Origin of the sequence: Arthrobacter sp. S2(2024), from assembly GCF_036662515.1 — a bacterium.
In the GTDB taxonomy this organism is placed as follows: Bacteria; Actinomycetota; Actinomycetes; order Actinomycetales; family Micrococcaceae; genus Arthrobacter.
In genome coordinates this window covers 391,715-413,010 of record NZ_JAYKZI010000003.1, presented here as the reverse complement: position 1 = coordinate 413,010, position 21,296 = coordinate 391,715, and the positions used below count along the sequence as shown (strand labels likewise).

Annotated in this window: 23 protein-coding genes; 11 read left to right on the top strand and 12 right to left on the bottom strand. The window is 64.5% G+C overall.

Going from position 1 to position 21,296, the window contains the following annotated elements:
* The first annotated feature begins 38 nt into the window (after window positions 1-38).
* Window positions 39-674 (top strand): TetR/AcrR family transcriptional regulator, encoded by a 636-nt coding sequence (locus VLA65_RS08455; protein WP_059389965.1) that lies wholly within the window; start codon window positions 39-41, stop codon window positions 672-674.
* Here the strand turns inward: VLA65_RS08455 and VLA65_RS08450 are convergent.
* On the bottom strand, window positions 671-1,687 hold the full coding sequence (locus VLA65_RS08450) for a LacI family DNA-binding transcriptional regulator (RefSeq protein ID WP_306959904.1): 1,017 nt from the start codon (window positions 1,685-1,687) through the stop codon (window positions 671-673). The two genes, VLA65_RS08455 and VLA65_RS08450, sit on opposite strands and share 4 nt — an antisense overlap.
* Window positions 1,688-1,897: 210 nt before the next feature.
* Between VLA65_RS08450 and rhaI the strand changes: the two genes are divergently transcribed.
* The 4 genes from rhaI to VLA65_RS08430 all read left to right on the top strand — a co-directional run bounded on the left by rhaI (window position 1,898) and on the right by VLA65_RS08430 (window position 7,068).
* On the top strand, window positions 1,898-3,064 hold the full coding sequence (rhaI, locus tag VLA65_RS08445; RefSeq protein ID WP_307053425.1) for an L-rhamnose isomerase: 1,167 nt from the start codon (window positions 1,898-1,900) through the stop codon (window positions 3,062-3,064).
* 8 nt (window positions 3,065-3,072) lie between these two features.
* Window positions 3,073-5,118, top strand: coding sequence for a bifunctional aldolase/short-chain dehydrogenase (locus tag VLA65_RS08440; RefSeq protein ID WP_332602223.1), 2,046 nt, complete (start codon window positions 3,073-3,075; stop codon window positions 5,116-5,118).
* Entirely contained in the window at window positions 5,115-6,584 is a 1,470-nt protein-coding gene (locus VLA65_RS08435) for a rhamnulokinase (protein WP_332602222.1), read from the top strand. Before VLA65_RS08440 ends, VLA65_RS08435 begins: the two co-directional genes overlap by 4 nt.
* 88 nt (window positions 6,585-6,672) lie before the next feature.
* Window positions 6,673-7,068 (top strand): hypothetical protein, encoded by a 396-nt coding sequence (locus VLA65_RS08430; protein ID WP_332602221.1) that lies wholly within the window; start codon window positions 6,673-6,675, stop codon window positions 7,066-7,068.
* A 24-nt stretch (window positions 7,069-7,092) separates the two neighbouring features.
* On the opposite strand, the gene VLA65_RS08425 is transcribed toward VLA65_RS08430, so the two are convergent.
* Window positions 7,093-7,320 (bottom strand): hypothetical protein, encoded by a 228-nt coding sequence (locus VLA65_RS08425; protein ID WP_253257550.1) that lies wholly within the window; start codon window positions 7,318-7,320, stop codon window positions 7,093-7,095.
* 129 nt (window positions 7,321-7,449) lie between these two features.
* On the opposite strand from VLA65_RS08425, the gene VLA65_RS08420 reads away from it, so the two are divergent.
* The gene (locus tag VLA65_RS08420) at window positions 7,450-8,934 is read left to right on the top strand and encodes an MFS transporter (protein WP_059389969.1); all 1,485 of its coding nucleotides are present in this window, start codon (window positions 7,450-7,452) and stop codon (window positions 8,932-8,934) included.
* 19 nt (window positions 8,935-8,953) lie between these two features.
* Here VLA65_RS08420 and VLA65_RS08415 read toward each other — a convergent pair whose 3' ends face one another.
* The 3 genes from VLA65_RS08415 to VLA65_RS08405 all read right to left on the bottom strand — a co-directional run bounded on the left by VLA65_RS08415 (window position 8,954) and on the right by VLA65_RS08405 (window position 11,379).
* Window positions 8,954-9,406 (bottom strand): Hsp20/alpha crystallin family protein, encoded by a 453-nt coding sequence (locus tag VLA65_RS08415; protein WP_332602220.1) that lies wholly within the window; start codon window positions 9,404-9,406, stop codon window positions 8,954-8,956.
* A gap of 391 nt (window positions 9,407-9,797) precedes the next feature.
* Complete coding sequence (locus VLA65_RS08410) at window positions 9,798-10,481, bottom strand: hypothetical protein (RefSeq protein ID WP_059389971.1); 684 nt, start codon at window positions 10,479-10,481, stop codon at window positions 9,798-9,800.
* A 46-nt stretch (window positions 10,482-10,527) separates the two neighbouring features.
* Complete coding sequence (locus tag VLA65_RS08405) at window positions 10,528-11,379, bottom strand: alpha/beta hydrolase (RefSeq protein WP_284989061.1); 852 nt, start codon at window positions 11,377-11,379, stop codon at window positions 10,528-10,530.
* 175 nt (window positions 11,380-11,554) lie between these two features.
* On the opposite strand from VLA65_RS08405, the gene VLA65_RS08400 reads away from it, so the two are divergent.
* The 5 genes from VLA65_RS08400 (at window position 11,555) to VLA65_RS08380 (ending at window position 14,189) form a co-directional block, all read left to right on the top strand.
* Window positions 11,555-11,947 carry a nuclear transport factor 2 family protein gene (locus VLA65_RS08400; RefSeq protein WP_284989059.1) on the top strand — a complete coding sequence of 131 codons (393 nt, stop codon included), beginning with the start codon at window positions 11,555-11,557 and terminating at the stop codon, window positions 11,945-11,947.
* A gap of 102 nt (window positions 11,948-12,049) precedes the next feature.
* On the top strand, window positions 12,050-12,340 hold the full coding sequence (locus VLA65_RS08395; protein ID WP_059389972.1) for a hypothetical protein: 291 nt from the start codon (window positions 12,050-12,052) through the stop codon (window positions 12,338-12,340).
* A 75-nt stretch (window positions 12,341-12,415) separates the two neighbouring features.
* A complete protein-coding gene (locus tag VLA65_RS08390; RefSeq protein ID WP_332602219.1) occupies window positions 12,416-12,763 on the top strand; it encodes a VOC family protein in 348 nt (115 codons plus the stop codon).
* 75 nt (window positions 12,764-12,838) lie between these two features.
* The gene (locus tag VLA65_RS08385; RefSeq protein ID WP_332602218.1) at window positions 12,839-13,846 is read left to right on the top strand and encodes an isopenicillin N synthase family dioxygenase; all 1,008 of its coding nucleotides are present in this window, start codon (window positions 12,839-12,841) and stop codon (window positions 13,844-13,846) included.
* Window positions 13,847-13,877: 31 nt separating this feature from the next.
* The gene (locus VLA65_RS08380; protein WP_284989055.1) at window positions 13,878-14,189 is read left to right on the top strand and encodes a hypothetical protein; all 312 of its coding nucleotides are present in this window, start codon (window positions 13,878-13,880) and stop codon (window positions 14,187-14,189) included.
* A gap of 2 nt (window positions 14,190-14,191) precedes the next feature.
* Here VLA65_RS08380 and fdxA read toward each other — a convergent pair whose 3' ends face one another.
* The 7 genes from fdxA to VLA65_RS08345 form a co-directional block, all read right to left on the bottom strand.
* Entirely contained in the window at window positions 14,192-14,509 is a 318-nt protein-coding gene (gene fdxA, locus VLA65_RS08375) for a ferredoxin (RefSeq protein ID WP_059389976.1), read from the bottom strand.
* A gap of 6 nt (window positions 14,510-14,515) precedes the next feature.
* A complete protein-coding gene (locus VLA65_RS08370; protein WP_332602217.1) occupies window positions 14,516-15,991 on the bottom strand; it encodes an aldehyde dehydrogenase family protein in 1,476 nt (491 codons plus the stop codon).
* Between the two features lie 62 nt (window positions 15,992-16,053).
* A complete protein-coding gene (locus VLA65_RS08365) occupies window positions 16,054-16,839 on the bottom strand; it encodes an SDR family oxidoreductase (RefSeq protein WP_306959885.1) in 786 nt (261 codons plus the stop codon).
* A complete protein-coding gene (locus VLA65_RS08360; protein ID WP_332602216.1) occupies window positions 16,839-17,771 on the bottom strand; it encodes a dihydrodipicolinate synthase family protein in 933 nt (310 codons plus the stop codon). Before VLA65_RS08360 ends, VLA65_RS08365 begins: the two co-directional genes overlap by 1 nt.
* Before the next feature lie 57 nt (window positions 17,772-17,828).
* A complete protein-coding gene (locus tag VLA65_RS08355; protein WP_442880272.1) occupies window positions 17,829-18,629 on the bottom strand; it encodes an enoyl-CoA hydratase-related protein in 801 nt (266 codons plus the stop codon).
* An 8-nt stretch (window positions 18,630-18,637) separates the two neighbouring features.
* Window positions 18,638-19,897 (bottom strand): CaiB/BaiF CoA transferase family protein, encoded by a 1,260-nt coding sequence (locus tag VLA65_RS08350; RefSeq protein ID WP_332602214.1) that lies wholly within the window; start codon window positions 19,895-19,897, stop codon window positions 18,638-18,640.
* A complete protein-coding gene (locus tag VLA65_RS08345) occupies window positions 19,894-21,276 on the bottom strand; it encodes an FAD-dependent oxidoreductase (protein WP_332602213.1) in 1,383 nt (460 codons plus the stop codon). Before VLA65_RS08345 ends, VLA65_RS08350 begins: the two co-directional genes overlap by 4 nt.
* Window positions 21,277-21,296 lie beyond the last annotated feature (20 nt).

Below are 21,296 nucleotides of genomic sequence, written 5' to 3'. Positions count from 1 at the left end.
GAGTCACAACGGTTGTAGAAAAAAGATTTGGGGAAATAGTGCCGAAGATCGTAGACCACGACAAGCGCCGGGTGGAGCTGGTCGAAGCCACGTGGCGGATCATCGCCAGCCGGGGGATCGAGGGTGCCACGATGCGCGAGATAGCAACGGAAGCGGGCTTTGCCAACGGTGCGCTCAAGCCGTACTTCCCGACGAAAGACGATCTCTTGACGTTTGCTTTCGGCCACGTCTTCAACCAGACGAATAGCCGCATGAGCGACTCCACCGCCGGCCTGCGGGGACTGTCGGCGTTGCGCAGCTACTGCCATGAAATATTGCCGCTCGACGCCGAGCGGCTAAACGAAGCGCGAATCGCGATCGCCTTCTGGCAGCGCGCGCTGACGGACCCGGCGAAGGCCGCCTTGCATGATTCCTCGATGGAGCAATGGCGTGACGCCCTGTTCGACAAGCTCCGTGAAGCCAGGGAACTCGGCGAACTGAAAGAAGGTCTCAACGACGACGACATCGTCGGCGGGATCATGACGTTTGCGCTCGGTGCCCAGATCACGGCCACGCTGACGCCGGAACATCACTCGGCGGATCAGCTTCGGTCCCAACTGGAGACTTACATATCGCTCATTTCATCCGAAAAGGGCGATCTGGTGCCGACGGCCGGATCGAAGGGTTCCGCTTAGCGGCGCAGGGTGCTCTGCCGCGCCACGAGCTCCGGCGTGAACACCACTTGGCTATGTACGTGGCCGGGTTCGGCGTCGATTTCGTCGAACAGGAGTTGGGCGGCACGCTCGCCGATCAGCTGCCTCGGTTGACTGATGGAGCTGAGTGGGATGCTCGACTGGGAGGCGAAATCGATGTCGTCGAACCCGACGATGGCGATGTCCTCGGGCACGTGGAGCCCGTTCGCGGCGAAGGATTGCAAAAGCCCTAGGGCTAATTGATCGTTGGCGGCAAACACGGCGTCCGGGCGCTTGTCAGGTTGGAGATTCCCGATGAGATCTCCAATCCGGCGGCCGCGTTCGAATTTCAGGTCGGGCGTTTCGAATAGTTGAAGCGGGACCCCGGCACGTGCGGCCGCGTCGGCGGCACCCCGGTATCGGTCCTCGACCTGCTGCAGGGTGAAGGGGCCGCCGACGAATGCAGGGCGTACCGAGCCGACGCTGACGAGATGCTCCAGGGCAGTGGCGCCGCCGGCGACGTCGTCCACCGAAACCGAGCAGAACTGATCCGTGCTTGCGAGCCTGTCGACGAGTACAGAAGGGATACCCCGGTCGCGCATTCTTTCCAGCCGTTGAAGAACTTGTCCGAACGGCGTGATGAGGACGCCTTGGACCCGCTGCTGCTCGAAGAGGTCCAGATAGGCCTCCTCGCGGCCGGCGTCTTCGGCGCTGTTGGCCAGTATCAGGGAGTGCTTGTGGTCTTCGGCGACGTTTTCAGCGCCCAAAGCGACATCGGTGAAGAAGGGGTTTCGCACGTCCAGCACCAACATGCCGAGGCTCCTGGTGGAGCCGGACCGCAGTGAGCGGGCTGATTCGTTGCGCACGAATCCCAGCTCTTCGATGGCGGCAAGAACGCGGGTCCTCTTGTCGAACGAGACTTGGTCCGGACGGTTGAGGACATTCGAAACTGTGCCGACCGAAACTCTGGCAAGGGCGGCGACGTCAGTCAGCTTTGCTCCCGGGCCGCTTGGCACTCTCTACCTCCCAATTGATGAATCGAATCAAACCGCTTGATCAATATTACGTGGTTCGATCGGCGATCTCCGGGATTGACTGTTGACACGCCATGGAAGCAGGCCCTACCGTGTGAGTAGGCTCTTGAATGAAACGATTCAAGACGGAATTGATTCAAAAGAAACGCACTGCTGTTCGAAGACGACGCACAGGCAACAGAAGGAAAAACCATGAACACGACGGAAGCGGCCCTCGGCCGCCTCGGCGAATTGGCCATCGAGGTCCCGTCCTGGGCCTACGGCAATTCGGGCACGCGATTCAAGGTGTTCGGTACGCCCGGCACCCCGCGGACCATCCAGGAGAAGCTGGCTGACGCCGCGAAAGTCCACGAGCTGACGGGTCTTGCACCGACTGTGGCACTGCACATCCCGTGGGACAAGGTGGACGATTACTCCGCCCTCCGCGGGTACGCGGCGGACCTTGGCGTCGGGCTGGGGACCATCAACTCCAACACGTTCCAGGACGACGAATACAAGTACGGCTCCCTGACGTCCTCCGACGCCGCGGTGCGCCGCCGGGCGATCGATCATCACCTGGAGTGCATCGAGATCATGCACGCCACGGGTTCCCGGGACCTGAAGGTCTGGCTGGCGGACGGCACCAACTACCCTGGCCAGGATGACATGCGCGGCCGGCAGGACCGCCTCGCGGAATCCCTCCAGGAGATCTACGCGGGACTGGGCGGAAACCAGCGCCTGGTGCTGGAGTACAAGTTCTTCGAGCCGGCTTTCTACCACACGGACGTTCCGGACTGGGGTACCTCCTATGCCCAGACGCTGGCTCTGGGGGAGAAGGCCTTCGTGTGCCTGGATACCGGCCACCATGCCCCGGGAACCAACATCGAGTTCATCGTGATGCAGTTGTTGCGCCTGGGCAAGCTGGGCTCCTTCGACTTCAACTCGCGCTTCTATGCGGACGATGACCTGATTGTCGGTGCCGCGGATCCTTTCCAGTTGTTCCGCATCATGCACGAAGTCATCCGCGGCGGGGGCTTCGGAAAGGATTCGGGCGTGGCCTTGATGCTGGACCAGTGCCACAACTTGGAGGAGAAGATCCCGGGCCAGATCCGCTCCGTGCTCAACGTCCAGGAAATGACGGCCCGGGCACTGCTCATCGACACGGACGCGCTCACCGAAGCGCAGCGTGAAGGCGACGTCCTTGCCGCGAACGGCATTTTCAACGACGCTTTCTACACGGATGTCCGGCCGGTCCTGGCTGAGTGGCGTGAATCGCGCGGCCTGCCCGCGGACCCGATGACCGCGTTCAAGGCCAGTGGCTACCAGAAGAAGATCAACGAGGACCGCGTGGGCGGCCAGCAAGCCGGATGGGGCGCTTAGGCATGAATATGCAGAACACAACCAACAAGACTGTTGAAGAACTGATCGCCCGTTCCAACCGCCTGGGCGCGGACAAAAGGAACACCAACTTCGCCGGAGGGAACACCTCGGCCAAGGGCACGGCACAGGACCCGGTGACCGGGGAGGACGTCGAGCTGTTGTGGGTCAAGGGTTCCGGCGGTGACCTGGGAACCCTGAAGGCGGACAACCTGGCGGTTTTGCGGCTGGACCGGCTGCAGGCACTGAAGGCCGTTTACCCCGGCGTCGAGCGCGAAGACGACATGGTGGCCGCCTTCGATTACTGCCTGCACGGCAAGGGCGGCGCCGCGCCGTCGATCGACACCGCGATGCACGGGCTCGTGGACGCCGCGCACGTGGACCACCTGCACCCGGACTCCGGCATCGCGATCGCGACGGCGGTGGACGGCGAAGCGCTGACTTCCAAGGTCTTCGGCGAGAAGGTCGTGTGGGTGCCCTGGCGCCGCCCCGGTTTCCAACTGGGACTGGACATCGCCGCGATCAAGGAAGCCAACCCGCAGGCCATCGGCACCATCCTGGGCGGACACGGCATCACCGCCTGGGGCGCCACCAGCGAGGAAGCCGAAGCCAACTCCCTCTGGATCATCGAGCAGGCCGAACGCTACATCGCCCAGAACGGCAAAGCCGAGCCCTTCGGCGCCAAACTCCCCGGCTACGGTGCGCTCCCGGAAGCCGAGCGACGCGCCAAAGCGGCCGCCCTGGCTCCCGTGATCCGCGGCCTCGCCTCGGCCGACAAACCGCAGGTAGGCCACTTCAGCGACGACCCGCGGGTCCTGGAATTCCTCGAAGGCACCGAGCATCCCCGCCTCGGGGCGCTGGGCACCTCCTGCCCGGACCACTTCCTGCGCACCAAGGTCAAGCCCCTCGTCCTGGACCTGCCCGCCGACGCCGGCATCCAGGAGAGCACCGCACGCCTGACAGAACTCCACGCCGCGTACCGCGAGGATTACCAGGCCTACTACGACCGCCACGCCCAGGAAGACAGCCCCGCCCTGCGCGGCGCGGACCCGGCCATCGTCCTGGTCCCCGGCGTCGGAATGTTCTCCTACGGCAAGGACAAGCAGACCGCACGGGTCGCCGGAGAGTTCTACCTCAACGCGATCAACGTGATGCGCGGAGCCGAGGCCATCTCCTCCTACGCCCCGATCGAGGAAGCCGAGAAGTTCCGGATCGAATACTGGGCCCTCGAGGAAGCCAAACTCGCCCGGATGCCCAAGCCCAAGTCCCACGCCACGCGCATCGCATTGGTGACAGGCGCGGCGTCGGGCATCGGCAAGGCGATCGCCACCCGCCTCGCCGCGGAAGGCGCCTGCGTGGTCATCGCGGACCTCAACCTGGACAACGCCCAGGCCGTCGCGGCCGAACTCGGCGGTGACGACGTCGCCATCGGCGTGCAGGCAGACGTCACCGACGAAGCCCAGATCGCTGGCGCCATCCAGGAAGCCGTCCTGGCCTTCGGCGGGCTGGACCTGGTGGTCAACAACGCAGGCCTGTCGATCTCCAAACCCTTGCTGGAAACCACGGAGAAGGACTGGGACCTGCAGCACAACGTCATGGCCAAGGGCTCGTTCCTGGTCTCCAAGGCCGCGGCGAAGGTCATGATCGACCAGGGCCTCGGCGGGGACATCGTCTACATTTCCTCCAAGAACTCAGTGTTCGCGGGCCCGAACAACATCGCCTACTCCGCCACCAAGGCCGACCAGGCCCACCAGGTCAGGCTCCTCGCCGCGGAACTGGGCGAACACGGCATCCGCGTCAACGGCATCAACCCCGACGGCGTGGTCCGCGGCTCGGGCATCTTCGCCGGCGGCTGGGGCGCCAAACGCGCCGCCGTCTACGGCGTCGACGAGCAGGAACTGGGCAAGTACTACGCCCAACGCACCCTGCTCAAACGCGAAGTCCTTCCCGAGCACGTGGCCAACGCCGCCGCCGTGCTCACCAGCAACGAACTCTCGCACACCACCGGCCTGCACATCCCGGTCGACGCGGGCGTCGCAGCAGCCTTCCTCCGATGAGCGGGAAGGAGGCCGGCGCCGGCGTTTTCGCCGCCGTCGATATCGGAGCGTCCTCGGGGCGCGTCATGCTCGGCCGGGTCACCGGCGGGCCCGCGTCCGGAAAAACGGTCTCGCTGGAAACGGTGCACCGTTTCCCCAACGGCGTCGTGGAGCTCGACGGCGGACTCCACTGGGACTTCGACGCCCTGTTCGGTGAGGTGCTCACGGGACTTGCGGCGGCCGCCGAAACGGCCGCCGCAAGCGGGGATCGGATTGCCAGTATCGGGATCGACACGTGGGCCGTCGACTACGGACTCGTGGATGCCTCCGGTGTCCTGCGGACCCAGCCGTTCAGCTACCGCGACGAGCGCGGCCGCACCGCCGTCGCGGACGTCCACAAGGTCCTGGACCCGGCGCGGCTCTATGCCACCACGGGTCTGCAGTTCCTGCAGTTCAATACCATCTACCAGCTCGCCACGGAGCGTGAACTGCGCGGCGTCCAGGCTCTGTTGATTCCGGACCTTATTGCGTTCAAACTGACGGGGCAACGCCGTACCGAGGCCACGAATGCTTCCACCACCGGGCTTTTCGACGCCGTCACGGGGGAGTGGGCCACCGAATTCTTCAGGGCACTCGGCCTGCCCAAAAACCTGTTCCCGGCCATTATCCAGCCGGGCGAAACCGTAGGCACGCTGCTGCCGGAGATCGCGGCCCGGACAGGGTTGCCCGCGGAGACTGCGGTGGTTGCCGTGGGATCGCACGACACCGCCTCGGCCGTGGCGGCCGTTCCGGCCCGGCAGGAAGACTTCGCCTACATTTCCTCCGGCACCTGGTCCCTCGTGGGCGTTGAGCTGGACAGCCCGGTCCTGGACGAGTCAAGCCGCTTGGCCAACTTCACCAACGAACGCGGCGTCGACGGCACCATCAGGTACCTGCGCAACGTGGGCGGCCTGTGGCTGCTCAGCGAATGCCAACGCACGTGGGCGGCCGAAGGGCACCGGCAGGAACTCACGGCGCTCCTGGAGTCCGCGGCGGCACTTCCCGCCGGCGGCCCCCAGATCAACGCCGACGATCCCGCGTTCATCGCCCCGGACAACATGCCCGAACGGATCAGATCCGCGGTCCGCGCCGGCGGTGCCGTCCTCCCGGACCGGCCGGCCGCCGTCGTGCGCTGCATCCTGGACAGCCTCGCCGCCGCCTACGCCAGGACCCTGGCGCGCGCCGAAGAACTGTCCGGAAAGCGGACGTCAGTGGTCCACATCGTGGGCGGCGGCTCGCAAAACAGGCTGTTGTGCCAGCTCACCGCCGATGCCACCGGCAAGACGGTTGTCGCCGGCCCCGTGGAAGCCACGGCCCTCGGAAACGTCCTGATCCAGGCCCGGGCGGCAGGAGCCATCAACGGAAGATTGGCGGAACTGCGGGCACTCGTGAGGGCAAGCGTCGGGCTCGAAAGCTACGAACCAAAATTGGCACTTCAGAGTCCCTAGGTCCAGCGCCCTGTTGTGCCGCAAAACCCCTCGATAAACTTAAGGGGCGCCGAAGAGACGCAAGGTTGGTTGCGGGAAAGGCAAGATCATGTCCGACAGCAGCGGCGTCGAAGAACCCACTGAAGATGAGACAAGCGGAGCTCGCGAGGAACCGGAACTCAGGGGCCGTTACGTCGAGGGGGGGTACGGCAAGACGGGAACGGAACCCGGGCGGCACTCCGAAGACGAAGAAGGCCAATACAGCGAAGGAGACTACGGAGCGGCGGGCAGCCAAGGCGGCTTGCCCGAACCCTTGGGTGGGAAAGCCAAGGAATCCGGGCGCTACGCAAAAGCCGACCTCGGTGACGCAGGAACAGTTCCGGGGCGCACAGCAGAGTCGGAAATCGGCCAGTACGCGGAGGGGGACTACGGCGCGGACGGCGCAGTGGGACCGCTACGCGAGGCGGCCAAACCACCGGTGCCAGCGGATGACGACGACGACTGACGCAGTCGAGTGCCCTGGCATCGATTACGTCGGCCGGACCGTGTTTTCTTCAGACTTGGCCCGGAGGAACCTCAGATCCTCGGGGGAGAGGCTGACCTGGCTGTGCTGGTCGGCATCCGGGGTGATGCCGGTTTCCTTATGGAGTATCTCCGTGAGGGTCCGCGGCAAGACCACGCATCCAGGGTTGTCGATTAGCCAATGCCGCGTTTCGGGGCTGAGCATGTCCCAGTGGTCCCTGATGTTCATCTCCATGGATGGCGCCTAACTAAGTGGGTGCAGGGAAATATGGTGGGTGCAGACAAGAATGCCGGCCGAGGCCGGTGCCGGTGCCGGGAACGTAATTAGGATACGCCGCGGCATAGGGGAAAGACAGGCCCGGAGATGGCAACTGAAAGCGACGGCGTAGGCTTCCGATCCAAGCGGGGCCCGATACTCATAGCCCTGATGCTCTCGAGCGGCCTTGTCGCGATCGATGCCACCATTGTGGCGACTGCGGTGCCTTCGATTGTGCATGAAATCGGCGGGTTTGCCTCGTTCCCGTGGCTTTTCTCCGCCTACCTGCTCGCACAGGCCGTTTCCGTTCCGGTGTACGCGAAACTTTCCGACATGGCAGGTCGCAAGCCGATCATTCTCACCGGGATTGGACTCTTCCTGATCGGATCGATCCTCTGCGGCTTGGCGTGGAGCATGCCTGCGCTCATTGCCTTCCGCGTGGTTCAGGGCTTGGGTGCCGGCGCGGTCCTCCCGGTGGCCATTACCATCGCCGGCGATATCTACACCCTCGCCGAGCGTGCAAAGGTGCAAGGCTACCTGGCCAGCGTGTGGGCCACCTCGTCGGTTGTCGGCCCAACACTGGGCGGCGTGTTCGCTTCGCTTGGAGTGTGGCGCGGAATCTTCCTGGTCAACATTCCGCTGTGCCTCGTGGCGGCGTGGATGCTGGTTCAAAAATTCCAGGAGAACATCGAACGGGTAAAGCACCACGTCGACTATCTGGGAGCCGTCCTTCTCACGGTCACGTTGACCTTGACCATCCTCGGGGCTTTGGAGGGTGGACAGGCATGGGCCTGGGATTCTCCGATCAGCATCGCGGTGTTCGCCCTTGGTGCAGTGTTACTCGTTGCCTTCGTCCTGGTCGAGCGACGAGCAGCTGAGCCCGTCCTTCCGCCGTGGGTGGTTTCGAGGCGCCTTCTCGCCACGACCGCCCTGATCTCCTTCGGGGCCGGAGCAATCGTGCTTGGCCTCACTTCTTACGTTCCGACCTTCCTTCAAGGTGCGCTTTCGGTGTCGCCATTGGCTGCGGGCCTGTCATTGGCAGCCTTGACCATCGGCTGGCCCATCAGTGCTTCTCAGTCGGGCCGTTTCTATCTACGGATCGGCTTCCGGGCAACAGCGTTGATCGGGATCACCGTCACCCTCATCGGTTCGGCGGCCCTCGCCGTGACGGCCTACACACCGAACCTGGTGCTCGTCGCGGGCAGCTGCTTTGTCGCGGGACTTGGGCTCGGGCTTCTGGCAACCCCGAGCCTGATCGCCGCCCAGTCCAGCGTCGAATGGCACGAGCGCGGAGTGGTGACGGGCACCAACCTTTTTGCGCGATCCATCGGCAGTTCTCTTGGCGTCGCCGTTTTCGGCGCCGTGGCTAATGCGATCTACGCCGGCAGCCCCGGTGGCGGGAAGAATTCGCAGGCGGTTGTCTTGGCGTCTGCTGCAGTGTTTCTTGCCGTGCTCGTGAGCGCCGCGCTCACAGTCATCGCTGTCTTCGCAATGCCCGATACGGCCCCGGAGGCGCCTGCGCCCCAAGGCAAAGGACCGGCCCGCCTGCTTCAGAAAGTGCGGCGACTCAACGGGCGGGACGGAGGCCCTTAGGCCCGCGTCCTCGGCCGGGCTAGTTCCCCGGCTCCTCCGGAGACTGATTCGCTTCGCGGCCACCCGTACGGACAACGCGGATCTTCGTGGTCTGCGGCTCTGACAGTTCGGGGAGCTGGATGCGGATTTCCAGGACGCCATCCTCATACGTCGCGACGATGCCGTCTTGGCTCACTCCGCGGGGTAAAGGGATGCTTCGGGACCGTTCGCCGTAACGGAGCTCGGTGCGGTAGCCCTTCTTGTCCACGCGTTCGGCATCCTCTTCGCGCCGCGCCTCGATACGCAGGGTGTCGTCCGCAATGCTGATATCGACGTCGGTCTCGGGGTCGATTCCAGGCAGATCCACCCTGACAACGAGCGTGTCCCCCTCTTGGTACTGCTCGATGCGGAGCGAAGGGTCGGATTCGCCTTGAAGGAAGCGTCGGAGCGGCTCCGGTACTCCAAGTCCGCCGCGTCCGAATAGGTTGTCCATGATGACCTCCTGGTAGGTACCGGCTGCGGGCCAAGTTAGACGTGCCGGGATGAGAAAAAAGCTACGCCTAGCATGGTCCCGTGGATAGCCCTTTGTCTCAGCCGACGCGGCGTCCACCACTTAATAGCGCAATCTTGACGACGGCTGTGCCGGGTCGGAGACTGAGCATAGGAGGCGCGCCGTGGGCAATTTACCGTGGATATTCGTGCTGCTCATCCCATCGCTGGGCTTCATCTTCTTCCTGATTTACGCAAATATTCGGCTCTCAGCCAGGCGGAAAGCCCTTGGGTTACCCCCTCTAGGTCTGACTCCACGTCGTTCCAAGACTCGACACCGGAAGCACCACAAGTATGTGATCATCCATCGCTTGAAACACTGAGATCGGTTCCTCTCAGCTTTGATGGAAGTCCGGAGCCTTTGGGGCGTCGAGTATTCCAGCGATCTTCTCTTCCAGGGCGGCGATGGTCGCTTCGGGCAGGACAATCAGCCCATCCAATTCGCGCCGGGCGCGCTTGTAGGCGGTCTGTCGCTCCGCCGGCGTCGCTGCACTGTCAGAAGCGATCCTCAGCAGCTTCCTGGCGGTCGCCAGCCGCTGGCGCTCGGGCTCGGTGAAGTTGCTGTCCTTGATGCGCTTGGCTTCCCGTTCCGCCACATCGAACGCCAGCTCGAAGCTCCGGACGGCCGCGCGATACTCAGCCAGCCGGGCCGCCGTCGTGATTTCTCCCGGAGTTGCCGGACGCAGACCGTCAGCATCCCGCTTGGCCCGAAGAAATTCCACGGTGAGCGGTTCGCGGACATCGGACATGACCGGAAAATCGATGAGCTTAGCGATGTCGAGTTCGTATTCGAGCCATCGCCTGTTCACGGCGTCGTGTGCTTCTTGCAGCCGCACCACCTCGGCCTGGCTGGCGTGCTCCGCTTCCGCCGCGCGGTTCTTGAGCTGATAGAGCTCCACCCGACGGCGGTGCCGCCTTTCGCTGGCCCTGGACCAGGACCGCGCCCACCCGCCAGCCAATCCGCTCAGCGGAAAGATCAGCCACCAGTTGTGGCTGACGAATTCGAGGAAGGGATTCACCGCTTCATCGTCCCACCGGCCCGGACCTGTCTCAAGAGGGCGCAGCCTAGCCGACCTTCCGGAGCCAGTCCGTCAGGAGCGGCAAGACGACGGAGCTACGCATCGCTCCGATGTGATCAAGGCCAGGAAGCACGTGGACATCCCACCCGGAGTCAATGAGTTCTTGCTTGTGTGTCGTCAGGGGCTCGCCGATCTTTACATGAACGTTGCCCCATGCCGGGCCGTAATCGATCAGATCGTCCGATCCTGCGAAGGCAAGGCGGGGCAAACCCGGCTGGACTTCGGCGGCGGAATCGTCGAAGTCTTGAAGGGCCTCGTAGAGAGTGACGAATTGTCGGGTTTGTGCTTTGTTCGTTTGAACGGGCACCGAATCCCAGTCTCCAGGCTCAACGTCGGCGGTCGGTGAAGGAACGACGTCGGCAGATTGTGTGGACATGGAATGTGCTGCTCGCGTGACCGCCAACATGCTCTCGTAGGGTCCATCGAGGGGTGGGAAGCCGCCCATCACCAGCGCCCAGAGCCGGTCAGTGCGGATTGCGAGTTGCAAGCCGCAAAGTGCCAGCCAGGAGTAGCCGTAATAGGCGAAGCTGCCGGCATCAGCGGCATCGGCGATGGCAAGGAGATCAGCCGTGACATTCCGTGGAGTAAGGGTGTCTGGCGCGGGGTGGGCCATCCGGTGGCTTTCATAATCGGCGACGATGACGCGGTGGGATCGCGCGAGTCCGTTCACAAGATTGGGTCCCAGATCCGGATCTGCGCCCCACCGGCGCATCGTTTCGGCTTCCTCCGGCGGATAAGGGGCGAAACGGGCCGGAACCATCAGGGCGCGTCCGTTTCCGTGGATGGCGATGGGAATCGTCGTGCCGTCGTGAAGAACGGCTTCAGCGGTATCAATCACGGCTTACCCTCCATCCAGGTGCGGCCCCTTGTGGTCAAGCTTGCCACCGAATCGCCGGCGGCGGGCGTTCGCGTGGTCGCCCAACTCAAGCCCTTTCCCATCGACAGGCACCCTGCCCAGGAATAGCCTTAAGCCGTCCCATTGACCTACGAGGATGACGGAGAGGTATCCGAACATGGGAGCTACAGAAAACGCCGAATTGGTCCGGCGGGGATATGAGGCCTTTAACACGGGTGATCTGGCGGCACTCAGCGAGTTGTTCGCTGAGGACGCAGTCTGGTACGCAGCTGGGAATGGCGTGCTGTCCGGCACTAAGCAAGGACGCGACGCCATTCTGGCCTATTTCGGCGAGCTGGGAGCACGTTCCCAGGGTACCTTCCAAGCCGCGGTCCAGGACATCGTCGGTGGAGAAAGCCACACCATCGGGCTCCAGCAAAGCCGCGCAGAAAACGATGGAAAAACCCTGGATATTGCAACTGCCATTTCCTTTGTACTCCGCGACGGAAAGGTCGTAGAGGGCCGGGAATTCTTCGAGGACACGGCCAAGGCAGACGAATTCTGGACCTGAATCCCGGATGTGGATCCCGCTTTTGAAAACTCATTGACATCCCGGGCGGCGGGGTCTATTGCTTGGCATGTCCACACCCATCCACACCAGCAAGGAGCAGATATGGAGCCGTACGGAGTGGTGCACTTCTTCCCGGGAGGCACCAAGGACCAATACGAGGCGTCAATAGCCGCTGTTCACCCAGGAGAGGGGCTCTTGCCCGAGGGCCAGACTTTCCACGCAGCAGGCCCGTCGGCGGGCGGTTGGACGATCATGGCCGTCCACGAGTCGAAAGAAAGTTGGGAGAAATTCCGCGACAGCATTCTCATGCCCCGCATGCAGGCGGGCATCGCGGGTGGATTCGAGTCACCCCCGGAAGAGACCGTCGTCGATCTCTACAAGGTCATGCCCTAACCATTCGAAAAGGCCGCCCCCAGGTCTCGCGGGCGGCTTCCGACTTTCAGCGAGGGAAGTGGAAAGGAAACAGTTTTGGCCTCCATAGTGAACTACTTCGAAGTCGGTTCCCCCGATCCGGAGGGCACGCGGGCCTTCTACGGCTCGCTCTTCGACTGGGGTTTCGGTGAGTCCTCTCCTGCCAGCTACCAGATGGTGAATGGCGACAAGGGCGGGCTGTGGGACACGACCTCGCTCGAGGGAACGTCGTGGGCGATCTTCTACGTCCAGGTTGACGACGTCAAAGCCGCGATCGCCAGAGCCGAGTCTCTCGGTGCAAGCGTAGCCATTCCGTTCGTTGACAACGGCGCGATCGAGTTCGCGCACCTCCTGGACCCGCACGGCAACCGTTTCGGCGTGTGGCGTCCCAAACAGCCGAACTGAAGCGTAGGGATCATCCGCACGACGGCGACACTCGATGAACACGACGGCGACACTCGATGAAAAGGACGAAGTGCATTGACTCTCGATACATTGCCCGTGATCGATTTCTCCCGTCTGGATGCAGGCCCGGAAGAAGCCGCACGATTCCGTGACGAACTGCGAGATGCCATGCATGAGGTTGGCTTCCTCTACCTAGCCGGCCACGGCATCCCGCAGGAGTTGACGGACGCGATTCTCGACGTGTCGCGCCGCTTTTTCGAGCTGCCGGAAGAGGAAAAGCTCGCGATCGAGAATGTCCACAGCCCCCAGTTCCGCGGTTACACCCGCGTTGGTGGCGAGCTCACCGACGGCGGGATCGACTGGCGCGAGCAGATCGACATCGGCGTCGAGCGCGATGCTGTTGAGCCGGGCCCTGGCGTTGCCGAATATTGGCGTCTGGAGGGGCCCAACCTGTGGCCGGAGGCGTTGCCCGAGATGCGGGACATTGTCTCGGAATGGACCGAACGGCTGAGTACCATCTCGCTTGCGTTGCTACGGGCACTGGCAGTTTCGCTCGGAGCACCTGAGGACACTTTTGATGCGGCATTCGCCGAGCGCGCTTTCCCTGTCCTCAAGATTGTGAGATATCCGGGGGAGTCGAACCCGGAACCCAAGCAGGGCGTAGGATCCCACCGTGACGGGGGAGTGCTCACGCTTCTCCTGGTTGAGCCCGGGAAAGGCGGTCTCCAGGTCGAGTACCAGGGGAAATGGATCGACGCCCCACAAGTGCCGGGGACTTTCGTGGTCAATATCGGCGAAATGCTGGAACTGGCCACCAATGGCTACCTCAAGGCCACCCTGCACCGGGTCATCTCACCCCTTCGAGGCACGGACCGGATTTCGCTTCCCTTCTTCTACAACCCCGCACTGGACGCGACCATGCCACAGCTTGCCGTGAGCCCTGAGTTCCAGGCAAAAGCCCGTGGCTTGTCCGTTGACCCGACAAACAGTCCGATTCTGGAAACCTACGGGGACAACGCCCTCCGGTACCGGCTTCGGGCCCATCCGAACGTCGTCGCAGAGCATCACGCCGACCTGCTGTGAGCCGGACAGGTCAAAGCCGGATAATGGGGTCATGGATTTCGAATTGCTCACCATCCAGGACTGTCCCCACAGCTCGGCGGCCCGCGAACTTTTCTCCCGGGCCGTGGAGCTGGAAGGGAACAACCCGGCCTTGATTTCGGTCAGGGAGATTGTGAGCGACGAAGAGGCGGAAATGGCCGGATTCCACGGATCCCCGACGTTCATGGTGGACGGAACTGACCTCTACCCGTCCACCGCGGAACCGGCTATGGCGTGTCGCGTCTACCGTACGGCCGATGGCTTAAGGGGCCTGCCCAGCCTGGAGTCGCTTCGACGGGCGATCCAGGCCAGGCTGGCCGCCTAACGTCAGCCCGGGACGTGTGCCGCTGAAACCACCGGGTGGTCCCGGCCCAGGTTTCCCAGCGCCGAGGCTCCTTGCGGGGATCCGAGTTCCTCGAAGAACTCGACGTTGGCCCGGACATAATCTGCCCACTCATCCGGGACATCGTCCGAATAGTAGATCGCCTCCACCGGGCAGACGGGATCGCAGGCGCCGCAGTCCACACATTCGGAGGGGTGGATGTAGAGCGAGCGTTCGCCTTCGTAGATGCAATCCACAGGGCATTCGTCGATGCAGGCTTTGTCCTTGACGTCCACGCAGGGCTGCGCGATCACGTAGGTCATGACGCGCTACACACCGGTGTAAACGGTCTTGCCCCACGTGAAGAAGTCCAGTGCGGACTTGCCCTGCTCGCGGAAGGTGTTGGTGGAGGAGTCCTTCACGCCACCGAACGGCACGTTCAAGTCCAGGCCGGCCGTGGGACGGTTGACCTTGATCACGCCCGCCTGCGCGCGTGCGGCGAAATCCGTGGCCAAGGCCAGGGAGTCGGTGCAAATGCCTGCGGTGAGGCCATAGCGGGAATCATTGATGGCGGCGAGTCCGGCCTCGTAATCGGGGACCTGCAGGACCGCGACTACCGGACCGAAGATTTCCTCGGTCACGGCAGCGTCGTCAAACGCAATATCGGTGAGCACCGCGGCAGGGAAGAGCAGCGCTCCGGAGGGGTCGCCGTCGTACTCTCCGTGAAGGAGGGTGGCGCCGCGTTCGACGGCGGTGCGCACCGCTGCCTGGTCCTGTTCGAACTGCTGGCTGCTCACCACAGCGCCCATCTTGGCGCCGTCGAGCCCGTCACCGGCGGTGTAGCCCGCGGCCTCGGCAACAAGGGCTTCGAGGAACGCGTCGCGGACACCCGGGGTGACGTACACGCGGGACGTCGCGGTGCACGCCTGGCCCGTGAGTCCGAACGCACCGGCTGCGACTACCGCGGCGGCCTTCTGCGGATCGGCGTCGTCGAGCACTAGGACGCCGTTCTTGCCGCCCATTTCAAGCTGGACGCGGGCGCGGCGGGCGTTCAGGATTTCCTGGAGCCCAAGCCCCACTTTGGTGGATCCGGTGAAGGACAGCCCGGCGATGCGGGGATCGCGTGCCAAAGCGTCTCCCACCACGCGGCCCTTTCCGTGGACCACGTTGAAGACTCCTGCGGGTACACCGGCGTCGTGGAGGGCGCGGGCAAGGTGCGTCGCGGAGAGCGGGGTGAGTTCGGCCGGCTTGATGACCACGGCGTTACCGCTGATGAGTGCGGGGGCGGCCTTCCATGCCGGGATGGCGATGGGGAAGTTCCACGGGGTGATGAGCCCGACGACGCCGAGCGGCTCGCGCCGGGTGGTAATGGTGGTATCCGGGAGCCCACTGGGAAGTACTTCGCCCGTGGCGCCCCAGCCGAGGGAGCCGAAGAAGCGCAGCACGTCCGAGGCACGCTTGACCTCTCCCTTGGCTTCGGCGAGGGTCTTCCCTTCTTCGCGGACGAGGTCCTCGGCGATCGCGCTTTGGCGCTCGAGGAGCAGGTTGCCGGCGGTCATGAGGATGGCGCCGCGGGCAGGGGCGGGCAGGGCTGCCCAAGCTGGCTGGGCGGCGGCAGCGGCGGTGATGGCCTCGTCGACGTCGTCGGCGGTGCCTCGCGGGGAGAGTGCGGCGAGTTCATCAGGGCGGGCCGGGTTGATTCGCTGGATTTCGGGTTCTCCGGTCCATTCGCCGTTGATCAGGTGCTGCGCGGCGGCAACATCCTGGCGGGCGGACGTTGCCGATTCGGTGGCGGTGGAAGTCATGGTCATCCTTTGGCTTAGCGGTTGGGATTGGGTGTTGGGGCTGTTCGGGAGGACGGCCGGACCTAGAGGCTCCGGATCAGGCCCCCGTCGCAGCGAAGCGCGACGCCGGTGATGTAGGAAGCGGGGGCGCTGCAGAGGAAAGAAGCGGCGGCGCCGAACTCCTCCGGTTCGCCGTAGCGTCTGGCCGGAATGGTCTTGCGGGATTCGAGTTGGATTTCCTCGGGCGTGGTGCCGCGGCGCTTGGCCGCCGCCCGGTCCAGTTCGGCGACGCGATCGGTGGCGATGCGTCCCGGCAGGATCATGTTGACCGTGACGGCGTCGAGAGCCACTTCCGCCGCAAGGGTTTTGAGGTAGCCCGCCAATGCTGCGCGGCCCGTGTTGGAGACGGCAAGGTTGGGCAGGGGTGCCACAACGCCGCTGGATCCGATGGCAAGGATCCGTCCCCAGCGCCGCTCCCGCATCCCCGGCAGGATCTTCGAGACAAGCGCGTGGTGCGGCTTCACGAGCAGCTCGAACGCGGCGGTGATGTCGTCGGCGCCAAGGCTCGCGGCCGCCCCCGGCTTGGGACCGGGGCCGTTGAGGACAAGGATGTCGATGGGACCGAGTAGTTCCACTGCGCGTTCGACGGCGGCGGTCACTCCGTCCGCTGTGCTCAGGTCGGCCTCGACAGCCACGGCGCTGTGGCCGTCGGCCTGCAGCTCTGCTGCGATCTTCTCGGCCAGCTCGCCGCGGCGGCCGGTGATGGCAACCCGGACGCCTTCGGCCGCGAGCCCGCGGGCGACGGACAGTCCCAGCCCTCCCGTCGAGGCGGCGACGAAGGCGGTCTTGCCGCTGATTCCGAAATCCATTAGAGCCTTCCTGCTGTCTGCTCGGCGGGGGTAAGGGAGAGATCCAAAGCGTGGGCCGCTTCAGCCAGATGCGTCAGCATTCCGTTCCTGAGGACCTCCGGGAAAGGAGTCGCCGGCGGCCGGACGCCGGAGTCCTTGATGAAGCCCCGCTCACGGAAGCACTCCTTCCGGACCGCCAAAGCGATCCGGGCCTGCTGCTCGAAGTTGATGAGCGGCAAGTACGGGAGCAGCGCGTCCCGGGCAGCGTCGTAACCGCCCGATTGCCACGCGCGGACGCAGGCAACGAGGGCTTCCGGGTAGGAGAACCCCGTCATGGCGCCGGCGGCGCCGGCCACCAGCTCGTCCAGCAGCCCTTGACCTCCCAGCCCGCCGAACACCGAGACGTCGACGGCGGCCGACAGTTGGGCGATGGCCACACTGGTCGGCGGGGCCTCGGCCTTGACCGCGACAACAAACTTGCACGCCTGGACCACGTAAATGAGTGCTTCGGTGCCGATGCTGACGCCGCTGGCCACCGGGTAGTCCTGCAGGACGACCTTGGCCCCGGTGGACTGGTGGATGGCGTTCAGGTGCGCGATCACAACTTCCGGCCGGGCCGAATTGGCCTGCACCATGACGGCTGCGAGCCGGTCGCCAGCCACGGCCTGGGCGGCGCGGATTTCTTCGACTGCCGTGCCCGTGAAGAGCGAGGTCACACCCACCACGAGAGGCAATCGGGTTTCTTCGACCACCACTTCCAGCGCCAGGCTGCGCTCCGCTGCGGTCAGGGCGGCCGCCTCGCCGAAGACACCCAGGACAGTCAGCCCTGTCGCACCGATGGATTCATAGTGCTCCACCAACCGGGCCAGGCTGTCGGTGTCCAGATCGAGGGTGCTGCCCTGGAATGGAGTGGCGACGACGCCCCACACTCCGGGTGCTAGTGCTTCCCGCATTGGTTTGTCCTTCCGTTCGTGCTGAAGTTCGGGGTCTTGCATCTGTTCATGCTGCATTCAGCGGCCCGGCCACACAGGCGGGCGTTTTTCCTGGAAGGCGAGCACGCCTTCGGCGGAGTCTTCACTGTCGAGTGCGGCCATGAGTGCCGGCAGCCTGAGGCCGCGGGCTTCCGCCGCGCTCAAGTGGCTCGTCCTGCTGACCATTTGTTTGACGGCCCGGACGGAGCTGGGTGCACAGGCGAGAATCTGGTCCACCCAGCGCTGCACCGCGGCGTCGAGCTCTTCGGCGGGGACCACCTCGTTGACGAGGCCCATCGACTGCATCTCTGCAGCCTCGGCCTTGCGGCCCGTGAGGAGCATGCCCATCGCTTGCGTGTAGGGGACGCGGCGCACCAATTGGTGGATACCGCCGTCGAGCGCCAAGCGCCCGACCCGCGGTTCGGTGAGGCCGAAGCGGGCCGAGTCCGCGGCGACCACAATGTCGGCGCCGAGCACCATCTCCATGCCGCCGCCCAGCGCATAGCCGTTCACCCGGGCAATCACCGGAATGTCCAGGCTCGTGCGCAGGCTCAGTCCGCCGAAACCGTTGGGGTCAAGCTCCGCCCAATACTGCAGGCCGGTCTTGTCCACGGCAGAGGCGGACATGTCCGCCCCGACGCAAAACGCCCGCGTGCCGGCCCCGGTGATGACGACGGCGCGCACGTCAGGATCGGCTTCGATCTGGCTCCAGATCTCGTTGAGCCGGGCTTGTGCAGTCCCGTCGACGGCGTTGAGCACGTGCTGGCGGTCGATGACCACCGTGGCCACGTAATTCTCGATGGTCAGCGTGACCTGGTCGACGATCGTCTTCTCTTCCATCGACACGGTCACCGGAGCACTCCCAACTTCTGCAGGCGCTCGATGGTTTCAGCGTCGAAGCCGTTCTCCAGGAGGACCTCCACATTGTGCTCACCGAGCCGCGGCGCCACGCGCCGGACGGAAGGCGGGGTAGCAGACAAGCGAATGGGTGCGTTGAGCATCTTCACGGTGCCGACGCCCGGGTGCTCGGCTTCCACGATCATGCCGTTGGCCTCCGTCTGGGCATCGGCCAGTGCTTGTTCCAGGGTGTGGACAGGCGCGTTGAGCAGGCCTTGGCTTTCCAGTTGGTTGGTCCAGTACTCGGTAGTGTTTGTGGCCATCCGCTCCCGGAAGATCGCCTGCAAGGCCGGCTTGTGCTTGAACTGCTGCTCCAGGTTGGCGAACTCCGGCCGCTGGGTGAGGTCCTCGTCCAGGCCCAGCGCTTCGGAAATCCGAGCGAGCGGATCAGGCGTGAAGCCGCCCACCATGCAGACGGCGCCGTCGGTGGTTTCGAAGACACCGCTCAGCGGCATGGCGCCCCAATTGACTTCGTAGCCGCGGTTTAGCTGCATGCACGCCTCTTGCATCTGCAGGTGGAGCATGGAGTCGTACATTGTCACCTCGACTTTTTGCCCGACGCCGGACGCCTCCCGGGTGCGCAGTGCCAGCAGGATGCCCTGCATGAGGTGCATGCCCGTGATGTAGTCGCACAACGTGGTGGGGTAGATGGCCGGCTTCTGGTCGTCCGACTCGCGCCGCCACATCACGCCGGAGTACGCCTGTGCGATCGCATCCTGGCCGCCCTTGTGCGAGTAGGGTCCCACCGGGCCGAAGCCCGTGCCGGAGGCCCAGATGATTCCGGGGTTCCCCGCCTTGAGTTCCTCGTAGCCGAAGCCCATCCGCTCCATCACGCCGGAACGGAAATTGCTGACGACGACGTCGGCGTCAGCCATGACCCGGCGGAGGACGGCTTTGCCCTCGTCGGTGCGGGTATCCACGGAAACGCTGCGCTTGTTCCGGTTGATGGACAGGAAGATGGGGTTGTCCTGGCCGTCCTTGTCCGGGAACGAATTGCGCGAAATGTCGCCGGCGCCCGGACGTTCCACCTTGATGATGTCCGCGCCGTAGTCGCCCAGGAGCTGGGTGCAGGACGGTCCCATGAACACCTGGGTGAAGTCCACGATCTTGATGCCGTCGAGCGGAAGCGGGATGCCGTTGGACTTGGCGGCGCCGGCGGGCGCCGCCGTCGTGGTTTCCTCAAACTCATCGAGAAGCGTGTCGGTGCTCATGCCCCCACCACCGCTTCGCTGTCGACTGTAGCGTTCGACGACGGGATGTCGCCCGGGTCCGCACCGTGCCGGCGCATGCCCTGCTGGATGTCCAGCGCGGAAACGTCGCGGACGAGGGTGCCGTTTTCGACCGCGAGAGCCGCGGCGACGCCGACTGCCTGGCCCATGGCCATGCAGGGCGGGATCTCGCGGGACATCTTCTGCGCTTCCGGGGTGGCGGAGTAGTGGCGGCCGGCGACGAGGAGTTGGTCCACTTCCTTGGGAAGCAGCGAGCGGTACGGGTAGTAGTAATCGCGGCCGCGGGCCACAGTGTCCGCGAAGTGGCGGCGGGAGGTGACATCGTCCTTGGTCATGACGTATTCGCCCTCGAGCAGGCGGGTCTGCCGTACGCCCATTTGGGAGGCGACGTCCAGCATGTAGCAGTTCTCGAAGCCGGGCAGGTGGGCACGGACGTACTCCACGGCCTCGGTGATACGGTCGCGCGCGGCAAACTCTGCGGCGGTCATGTCCGCCGGATCCACGCCGTCGTACCCGGTCATGTGGGGAGCGTTGCACCAGACGACGCCGTCGATGGGCGTCTTGAGCCACCACAGTTCCCAAGCGCCGCCAAGGAGGCGCTTGATGGTGCGGTTGATGGCACGGGCCTCCTTCGGGTTGGCCTGCTCGAAAGCTTCTGCGGCGGCCGTGTCCACGTTGCCCAGGCGGAAGACGAGGGTGGTGAGATAGCTGTCCTTGATGTGGCTGGCGCCGGCACGGGAGGCGACGTCGATGTCACCGGTCGTGTCGATGACGATGTCCGCCATGAACGCCTGCGGGCCGGACTTGGTCTCGCAGATGACGCCCTTGATCACGCCGTTGTCCACGATCGGGCGGGAGAACCACGAGTGCAGGCGGAGGTTGACTCCGGCTTCGCGGACAAGGTCGTTGGAGACGCGCTTCCAGCCGTCCGGATCGAAGGCTGCGGCGTAGCAAATCGGCTTGGGGTTGGTGTGGGAGTGGAAGTCGAAGGTGCCGTAGCGGCCCCACTTGTTCCAGAGTTCCTCGGAGGTCTTGCGGTCATCGGCAGGCGGAACGATAGCAAGGCCGAGCTTCTGCAGCCGTTCCACGTACTCCGAAACGATGCCGGTCACCGTGATTTCCTGGCCGTTGATCATGTCGTCGAGCACCAGGACCATGCCTCCGGAGGCAAGTCCACCGAGCGAGGAGTAGCGCTCCAGGAGCGTGACGGATGCGCCGGACCGTGCTGCGGTAACTGCGGCGGCCACGCCGGCGGGCCCACCGCCGACCACGAGGACGTTGGAGCGGGAGATGACGGGTGCGGTGAGGTCCGCCGTCGTCGTACTGAGTTCCAGTGACGATGTGGTGGCAAAGGAGTTCATGGTGGAGGATCCTTACTTCC

Coding starts and splice junctions, on each gene's coding strand:
- rhaI (WP_307053425.1), top strand. CDS start 1,898: ATGAACACGACGGAAGCGGCCCTCGGCCGCCTCGGCGAATTGGCCATC.
- VLA65_RS08440 (WP_332602223.1), top strand. CDS start 3,073: ATGCAGAACACAACCAACAAGACTGTTGAAGAACTGATCGCCCGTTCC.
- VLA65_RS08435 (WP_332602222.1), top strand. CDS start 5,115: ATGAGCGGGAAGGAGGCCGGCGCCGGCGTTTTCGCCGCCGTCGATATC.
- VLA65_RS08430 (WP_332602221.1), top strand. CDS start 6,673: ATGTCCGACAGCAGCGGCGTCGAAGAACCCACTGAAGATGAGACAAGC.
- VLA65_RS08425 (WP_253257550.1), bottom strand. CDS start 7,320: ATGGAGATGAACATCAGGGACCACTGGGACATGCTCAGCCCCGAAACG.
- VLA65_RS08420 (WP_059389969.1), top strand. CDS start 7,450: ATGGCAACTGAAAGCGACGGCGTAGGCTTCCGATCCAAGCGGGGCCCG.
- VLA65_RS08415 (WP_332602220.1), bottom strand. CDS start 9,406: ATGGACAACCTATTCGGACGCGGCGGACTTGGAGTACCGGAGCCGCTC.
- VLA65_RS08400 (WP_284989059.1), top strand. CDS start 11,555: ATGGGAGCTACAGAAAACGCCGAATTGGTCCGGCGGGGATATGAGGCC.
- VLA65_RS08395 (WP_059389972.1), top strand. CDS start 12,050: ATGGAGCCGTACGGAGTGGTGCACTTCTTCCCGGGAGGCACCAAGGAC.
- VLA65_RS08380 (WP_284989055.1), top strand. CDS start 13,878: ATGGATTTCGAATTGCTCACCATCCAGGACTGTCCCCACAGCTCGGCG.
- fdxA (WP_059389976.1), bottom strand. CDS start 14,509: ATGACCTACGTGATCGCGCAGCCCTGCGTGGACGTCAAGGACAAAGCC.
- VLA65_RS08370 (WP_332602217.1), bottom strand. CDS start 15,991: ATGACTTCCACCGCCACCGAATCGGCAACGTCCGCCCGCCAGGATGTT.
- VLA65_RS08365 (WP_306959885.1), bottom strand. CDS start 16,839: ATGGATTTCGGAATCAGCGGCAAGACCGCCTTCGTCGCCGCCTCGACG.
- VLA65_RS08360 (WP_332602216.1), bottom strand. CDS start 17,771: ATGCGGGAAGCACTAGCACCCGGAGTGTGGGGCGTCGTCGCCACTCCA.
- VLA65_RS08355 (WP_442880272.1), bottom strand. CDS start 18,629: ATGGAAGAGAAGACGATCGTCGACCAGGTCACGCTGACCATCGAGAAT.
- VLA65_RS08350 (WP_332602214.1), bottom strand. CDS start 19,897: ATGAGCACCGACACGCTTCTCGATGAGTTTGAGGAAACCACGACGGCG.
- VLA65_RS08345 (WP_332602213.1), bottom strand. CDS start 21,276: ATGAACTCCTTTGCCACCACATCGTCACTGGAACTCAGTACGACGACG.